4 protein-coding genes are annotated in these 5,568 nt (G+C 40.8%); all 4 read left to right on the top strand.

Annotated elements, in window-relative coordinates; all coding sequences use genetic code 11:
* Positions 1–254: 254 nt before the first annotated feature.
* Positions 255–1,358, top strand: a complete 1,104-nt coding sequence (locus tag EI164_RS14325) for an EcsC family protein (RefSeq protein WP_192520601.1) — start codon at positions 255–257, stop codon at positions 1,356–1,358.
* 404 nt (positions 1,359–1,762) lie between these two features.
* On the top strand, positions 1,763–2,137 hold the full coding sequence (gene rpsL / locus EI164_RS14320) for a 30S ribosomal protein S12 (RefSeq protein WP_011281154.1): 375 nt from the start codon (positions 1,763–1,765) through the stop codon (positions 2,135–2,137).
* 208 nt (positions 2,138–2,345) lie between these two features.
* Positions 2,346–2,819: a 30S ribosomal protein S7 gene (rpsG, locus tag EI164_RS14315; RefSeq protein ID WP_192520600.1), complete on the top strand. Its 474-nt coding sequence runs from the start codon at positions 2,346–2,348 to the stop codon at positions 2,817–2,819.
* Positions 2,820–3,180: 361 nt separating this feature from the next.
* A complete protein-coding gene (gene fusA / locus EI164_RS14310; RefSeq protein WP_192520599.1) occupies positions 3,181–5,307 on the top strand; it encodes an elongation factor G in 2,127 nt (708 codons plus the stop codon).
* The last annotated feature ends 261 nt before the right edge of the window (positions 5,308–5,568 follow it).

The raw sequence follows: 5,568 nt of genomic DNA, 5'->3' as shown, positions 1-5,568 counted from the left end.
TTGTTTTATGATGTTTGCCCTAACCATAACAATTTTATTTTGAGCTGACTATATAAGGCTATGCTTGAATATGACTGACAGAATAAACTTTAACATAGCATCAATAGTCGATTCAGTTATACTTTTGGATACAAAGTTTGTAATGGCGATAACATTGTTCGCACTGACACTGCATAGAGTCATTCGATAAGATAGCGTATCGATTATAAATATAAACCTATTATAAAACCAATCACCACATTAAGGACATCACGATGGCAAAGCGTAGTATTCTTTCTAAAAGCATTAAAACCGTTGGCTCTTTGACTCGCAATAACTTAGAACGCATGGGTGCAATCATTGACGGTGTCAACGCTAAGACAAGCAAACCGCGTCAATACAAAGCAGTCAACTTGGGTGACGAGGACTATCAACAAGACTTGTTTCGTGAGCAAACCTTGAAGGCTACGCAGCAACTATTAGGACCACGCTTTGCGACTTATGGTAAGTATGCCAAAAAAGTGGTACCGAATAGTTTTTTTCAATCAACTGTTGATGGCGCTTTCGCCCAAGTGGCAAAACTTGCCTCTAGCTGGAGTCAGGTTGATTTGCCTGATGAACATCGTTTTGCCAACATTGAAAGTTTGGATGACGAAGAACGTTATGCGTTAGCTACGGATATTGCTAACCAAAACCGAGCACTCGCTACGATAGGCGGCTTTACCGGTCTAGCAGGTCTTCCAGGTTTGCTCGCTGATACGTTGTGGCTATTATTAGTGTCATTACGTACGGTTTATCAGTTGGCGGCTGTTTACAATAAACCACTAACTGGTAGCCAAGGCATCAAAATGGCTTATGAGCTGTTATCAAATGCCGACTTGAGAAAAATGCAAGAAAAACAAGCGTTACTTGCGGGTCTCGGTATTGGTAAAGGCTTGCTGGACAATGCGCAGAGTGGTGGTTTACACAGTGAGCTAAAAAACCTAGGTCTAAAACACAAAAATGTGAATTTTTACGCTCAGCAAGTTGATAATATCGCCAGTCAGATTGGTATCGATTTAGATCAAATCAACTTATCATGGATACGCCGATTCTTACCCGTCACAGCAGTGGCTATTGGTATGCACTATAATAGCCAGTTAATTGATGAAGTCATTGGCGTAGCGCAAGCAACTTTTGCACCAGAAGCGAAACTTGCTAATCGTGCGATTACGGATGATAGTAGCAGTGAAGAAAAAGTAGATAAAACTGCTAATAGCGATGAGAAAAAAGATGTAGATAATATCGATAGCGAAAGTGTCAACGATGATGATACTCAAATAGAAGAAGATAGTGCGCAAGCAAAAGATACTGGTCAAAATACAAGTGAAAAAAAATAGAATAACTAAGTGCTTGCTTGACTCACTTATTCTTAATTTGGTGATATTATTTTATTCTCTTGAAAAATAAGACAATATCGCCATTTAATGCCTACTGATATTAGATTGTCTTTGTATTTATCTTATTCTAATCATGTCTTTCACTATTTTTATGGCATATTTAATGATCTGTTTTTTTACCTAATTGCTGACCAAACATAGATAATGTGGTATGGAAGTAGGCTGAATGCATATCTATTAAATGTTGTAAAGTACAATCACTCATAAGTGGTTGAAATAGCAGCAACAACTCTTTATAATATACTGTCCTAAAAATGGGTACTCCGAAAATCTGTCGTTAATGTCAGATAGATGGTGTATTTGCCCATTTTTTTGTTTTATACCAAACGGGAGAAGGATGCCTCATGGCAACAACTAACCAATTGATTCGTAAAGGTCGCAAAACCATCAAGGAAAAGTCAAAAGTTCCTGCGTTGGAAGCGTGCCCACAACGTCGTGGCGTATGTACTCGTGTATATACTACCACTCCTAAAAAACCTAACTCAGCCATGCGTAAAGTATGTCGTGTACGTTTGACTTCAGGCTATGAAGTATCAAGCTATATCGGCGGCGAAGGTCATAACTTACAAGAGCACAGTGTTGTTCTTATCCGTGGTGGTCGTGTAAAAGATCTACCAGGTGTACGTTATCACACTGTTCGTGGTGCATTAGATTGCGCAGGCGTAAAAGACCGTAAGCAAGGTCGCTCTAAATACGGTGCTAAGAAGCCTAAAGTTTAATAACTAAATGTTATTAGATAAGCTTTTTTGTACCAAACATTAACTGTGCATGGGTCAGGTGTTAGCAGGATTATCAAATTATTTATTTTCTGTTACAACATACCGCCATGCAGTAAGGCTGACTGACAAACTCGATATAACGCCACCTAATAAATAATTGGTGCGAGATTGTGAATGTCAGACACTCCTGAAGACAAGGAAATTTATTATGCCAAGACGTCGCGTCGTTGCTGCCCGTGAGATCCTACCGGATCCTAAGTTTGGTAGCCAAACTGTTGCAAAATTCATCAACCATGTAATGAGTGATGGTAAAAAATCTACTGCTGAGCGTATCGTTTACGGTGCACTTGAAACAGTAAGCGAAAAACGTAAAGTTGAAGATCCAGTTTCTTTCTTCGAAGACGTTTTAGAAAATGTACGCCCAATGGTAGAAGTAAAAGCTCGCCGCGTTGGTGGTGCAACCTACCAAGTGCCAATGGAAGTACGTCCCTCCCGTCGTACTGCCTTGGCTATGCGTTGGATAGCTGAAGCTGCTGCTAAGCGTTCTGAAAAATCAATGGCTTTGCGTTTAGCTGGTGAATTGAACGATGCTGCTGACGGCAAAGGTGCCGCTATGAAAAAACGTGACGAAGTTCACCGTATGGCAGACGCTAACAAAGCATTCTCTCACTATCGTTTCTAAGCAACTGTTTGATAGTAACTTTAGATTGGTTGGCTGATGTCAATCAATCTTATACTGTTATTTATTCTATTGATTGCTGCCACCATGTATCCAGTTATAGATAGATCATACTATTCATAATTGGGATGGCAGACATCTATCTAGATGCTTTTCTATCAATACTGTTTAGATAGGGAGCATCCCAAATTTGATGCCACACTATTCTTAGTATTTGCTCTTTTTTTGTCCACATTAGGCTTAATAATCAGTAAGTAATATTACGAAGTTGATTGCTTTGTCATGAAGCTGACCGCTTTGTCATAGAGTATGAGGTAGTGACACAACACATTATTATATACACGACTTTTCCTAGGAAAAAACTATGGCTCGTAAAACTCCCCTAAAACGCTATCGCAATATTGGTATCTCAGCGCATATCGATGCTGGTAAGACAACCACTACTGAACGTGTTTTATTCTATACCGGTGTTAGCCACAAAATTGGCGAAGTACATGATGGCGCAGCTACCATGGACTGGATGGAGCAAGAACAAGAGCGTGGTATTACTATCACCTCAGCAGCAACGACTTGTTTTTGGTCAGGTATGGCGAAACAGTTCGACGAACACCGTATCAATATCATTGACACCCCAGGTCACGTTGACTTCACGATCGAAGTTGAACGTTCTATGCGTGTTCTTGATGGCGCTTGCATGGTTTACTGTGCAGTAGGCGGCGTTCAGCCACAGTCTGAAACCGTTTGGCGTCAGGCGAACAAATATAAAGTCCCACGTCTTGCATTCGTAAACAAAATGGATCGCGTTGGTGCTGACTTCTACCGTGTTATTGACCAGATCAAAACTCGTTTGGGTGGCAACCCTGTGCCATTGGTTATTCCAATTGGTAAAGAAGACGATTTTGAAGGCGTTGTTGACTTAGTAAGCATGAAAGCTATCTATTGGGATGAAGCATCTCAAGGTATGCAATACGAAGAACGCGAAATTCCAACTGAACTACAAGACAAAGCTGCCGAATACCGTGAGCTTTTAGTAGAAAATGCAGCTGAAGCGAATGAAGAACTCATGAATGAGTATCTTGAAAACGGTGAGTTGTCTGTAGAACAGATCAACACTGCTATTCGTCAGTTAACGATTGATAACTCAATCATCCCGCTTCTTTGTGGTACTGCCTTTAAGAACAAAGGTGTACAGAAGATGTTAGATGCTGTTATTCAATATCTACCTGCACCAATTGATGTACCTGCTATTAAAGGTATTCTTGATGACAAAGACGAAACCGAAGGTTCTCGTGAAGCATCAGATGACGCACCTTTCTCAGCACTAGCATTCAAAATCATGAATGATAAGTTCGTTGGTAACTTAACCTTCGTACGTGTTTATTCTGGTGTAATGAAGCAGGGTAGCAGTGTTTATAACCCAGTTAAGATGAAGCGTGAGCGTGTTGGCCGTATCGTACAGATGATGGCAGATTCTCAGCAAGAGCTTCCAGAGATTCGTACTGGTGATATCGCAGCGCTAGTTGGTATGAAAGATGTGACTACTGGTGATACGCTATGTGATGAAGACAATGTAATCACTCTTGAGCGTATGGAATTCCCAGATCCAGTTATCTCTCTAGCTGTTGAGCCTAAGACCAAAGCTGACCAAGAAAAAATGTCTATCGCTCTTGGCCGTTTGGCAAAAGAAGATCCATCGTTCCGTGTACACACTGACGAAGAGTCTGGTCAGACGATCATTAGCGGTATGGGTGAGCTACATCTAGAGATTCTCGTTGATCGTATGAAGCGTGAGTTCAATGTTGAAGCAAATATCGGTGCGCCGCAGGTTGCTTATCGTGAGACGATTCGTAACACGGTTGAACAAGAAGGCAAATTTGTACGTCAGACTGGTGGTCGTGGTAAGTTTGGTCACGTTTGGTTACGTCTTGAGCCGCTTGATCCAGCTGGTGAAACTGAATACGAATTCGCTGAAGAAGTTGTTGGTGGTACTGTACCGAAAGAATTCCACGGTGCTGTTGACAAAGGTATCCAAGAACGCATGAAAAATGGCGTACTTGCTGGTTACCCAGTAGTTGGTGTTAAAGCGACTTTGTATGATGGTTCTTATCATGATGTCGATTCTGATGAATTGTCGTTCAAAATGGCAGGTTCTATGGCCTTTAGAAAAGGTTTCATGGCAGCTGACCCAGCACTACTTGAGCCAGTGATGAAAGTAGAAGTTGAAACACCTGAAGACTATATGGGTGACATCATGGGCGATCTTAACCGTCGTCGTGGTTTGGTACAGGGTATGGAAGATCTACCTGGTGGTACTAAGCAGATTCGTGCTGAAGTACCATTAGCGGAAATGTTTGGTTATGCCACACAAATGCGCTCTATGTCACAAGGCCGTGCAACTTATTCAATGGAATTCCAAAAATACGCTGAAATTCCAAAATCAGTTGCTACTGAAATCATCTCTAAGTTCAACTCTAAAGATGATGACGAATAAGTAAAGCCCCATTAATGATGATAATGTCATAGTTATCTTTACATTGTCATTGAAGAATACACCAATAACTTGTTAAAAGACTTGTTATTGGTTGTGATTTTCTTATAATATCTGCACATTAGTATGTGTGACCTTTTAACAATTATCTTAAAGTGGTCAAGTCTGTCTTATGCAATCATATCTATATGAGCTAAGCAGTTGATCCCAAAAAAGAGGAAATACCCATGGCAAAGGCCAAGTTTGAACGCAACAAGCCACACG

It is taken from the genome of Psychrobacter sp. FME13 (assembly GCF_014861395.1).
Classification (GTDB): domain Bacteria; phylum Pseudomonadota; class Gammaproteobacteria; order Pseudomonadales; family Moraxellaceae; genus Psychrobacter.
Note: the sequence above shows the minus strand (reverse complement) of the source record. Positions and strands in the feature narration are given on the sequence as shown.